Origin of the sequence: Pseudomonas sp. LM13 (assembly GCF_041381355.1) — a bacterium.
In the GTDB taxonomy this organism is placed as follows: domain Bacteria; phylum Pseudomonadota; class Gammaproteobacteria; order Pseudomonadales; family Pseudomonadaceae; genus Stutzerimonas; species Stutzerimonas frequens.
Genome location: NZ_JACBXH010000101.1, coordinates 1 through 1785, shown reverse-complemented (window position 1 = coordinate 1785; position 1785 = coordinate 1). Strand labels below are relative to the sequence as shown.

Annotated in this window: 2 protein-coding genes and 1 pseudogene; 2 read left to right on the top strand and 1 reads right to left on the bottom strand. The window is 51.3% G+C overall.

Annotation, left to right across the window (positions count from 1 at the left end; genetic code table 11):
• Positions 1 to 24: 24 nt before the first annotated feature.
• The gene (locus tag HZR81_RS23450) at positions 25 to 618 is read right to left on the bottom strand and encodes a DNA-J related domain-containing protein (RefSeq protein ID WP_500129383.1); all 594 of its coding nucleotides are present in this window, start codon (positions 616 to 618) and stop codon (positions 25 to 27) included.
• Between the two features lie 134 nt (positions 619 to 752).
• Here HZR81_RS23450 and HZR81_RS23445 point away from each other — a divergent pair.
• Positions 753 to 881: pseudogene (locus tag HZR81_RS23445) on the top strand (tRNA 2-thiocytidine(32) synthetase TtcA); the annotation flags it as partial.
• 203 nt (positions 882 to 1084) lie between these two features.
• On the top strand, positions 1085 to 1785 hold a 701-nt coding region (locus HZR81_RS23440; protein ID WP_500129382.1), incomplete at its 3' end, for a site-specific integrase.

Genomic DNA, 1785 nt, shown 5'->3' with positions numbered 1-1785 from the left:
TTAGAGCGTTTCGAAGCTATATCGTCAGCGGTAATAGCGCTCGAGTATTTCCATCGCCAGATTGATTGACTGCAAGCGCTGGGTACTGCCCCCCCGATCCGGGTGGTGCAGGCCGACCAGCTGACGATAGCGACGCTTGATCAATTCCAGCGTGAGGGGCTGCGCGGAGCGATCCAGTTCAAACAGTTCGAGAGCGGCACGCTTCTCGTCGCTGCCCTGCATGCGCGTCCAGAAACTCGCCAGCAGGCGTTCGACATCGTCTTCGTCGGTATCCCGCAGGTTGGAGAGGTCCAGGTAGTACGCGCGCAGGGCGTCCTGTTCGGCGAGGCCGGCGTTGGCGCTGGCATACGGCAGCAACCGAATGCGCAAAGGACTGATCTGCAGATGCCCGCTGCCCTCGGCCCAGAGTCGGTCGCGCAGCAGATACAGCGCGTTGAACACCAGGAAATGCGTGCGGAACAGCACCAGTTTGTCGGTCAGCGGCAGGTTGGGCACATGCGTGCTGTGCCGGCGCTTGAGCTGTTGAATCAGCTCGTATTCGCTGCAGCCTTCGGGGTTTTCCTGCAGCAGTACGAGCAGGTGGTCTGGCAGATCCAGTGCGGGGGAGAAGTCGTCCATCGGGCGAGACTAGCACAGCACGGCGGTTGTCCATTCGGTGCTGGTTCACATCGGAGCAGGCGGCGAACGGGCTGCGGTCGGGCGTGCTTTGCGCGTAAAATGCGCGCCTTTCGCATCTCACCCGGACACCTGACATGGGCAACCTCTCGGTCAACCAGAACAAACTGCAGAAGCGCCTGCGCCGCCTGGCCGGCGAGGCCGTCACCGACTTCAACATGATCGAGGATGGCGACAAGGTCATGGTCTGCCTGTCCGGCGGCAAGTTATAACCAAAAAAATATTTGTAAAGCCTATAAACCTGTAGACATTGCCTGTAAGCCCCGCCTTCCGTCGCTTTTCCTTTCCTCTCGTTTGACAGAACTCATTTATGGACTAGTTTGTAACTAAATCGGTTATTGGACTAGCTTTTTTGTCAATTATGAAAGTCAAACGATACCAATTCAATTCGTTGCCCTTCGTGTCGATAGTGGACGAAGCGGATTGCCCTATTGATCCGTATGTTTCCTGCTACCTCAATGGTGCTTTATCTGCTAAATCGGCCAATACGAGATTTAGGTACGCAAATGAACTGCTGTTCGTGCTGCAGTACTTTTCGGAAAAAAATATTGACCTACCCGAACGAGTTGCGTCGGGCATTTTTATCTCCCAGATGGAGTACATGCAGTTCTATGACAGATGCTGCTTAAGTAAGGGTTCTGGTGATGAAGGTATAAATATAAGATTTCTAGATATAAATGATAAACATCTAAGGAACATCATTGTTGCCAATCAGAAAGGGATGGCAAAGGTCGCTAGCGAAACCTTGCAAGGTCGCATCAGACGACTTCGACAATTTCTTTTATGGTTGTTCGATGAGTTTCACGAAGTGCAAGATGCTGACGAAAAAACAAAAAATAAATTTAATGGGCTTATTGCAGAAATTAGGTTAGATGAAGATGCCCTTGGCAAGAATGGAGGGCAACATGTTGGCGATCCTGAGGAATCGGTGATCCCGGATGACGTTTTCGTAAAGTTTTTAGAGATGGTGATGCCGTCCTCTCCTAATAATCCCTTTAAAGCATCTAGGGTGAGGAATTACTTGATCGTCAATTTGCTAGTCCTAAGCGGCATCAGAAGAGGTGCGCTGGCAAAATTGAAGATTTCTGACTGTCTATTTCATGGCACTAA

Bases quoted from the DNA above. Each gene is read 5' to 3' on its own strand.
- HZR81_RS23450 (WP_500129383.1), bottom strand. From the start codon at position 618: ATGGACGACTTCTCCCCCGCACTGGATCTGCCAGACCACCTGCTCGTA.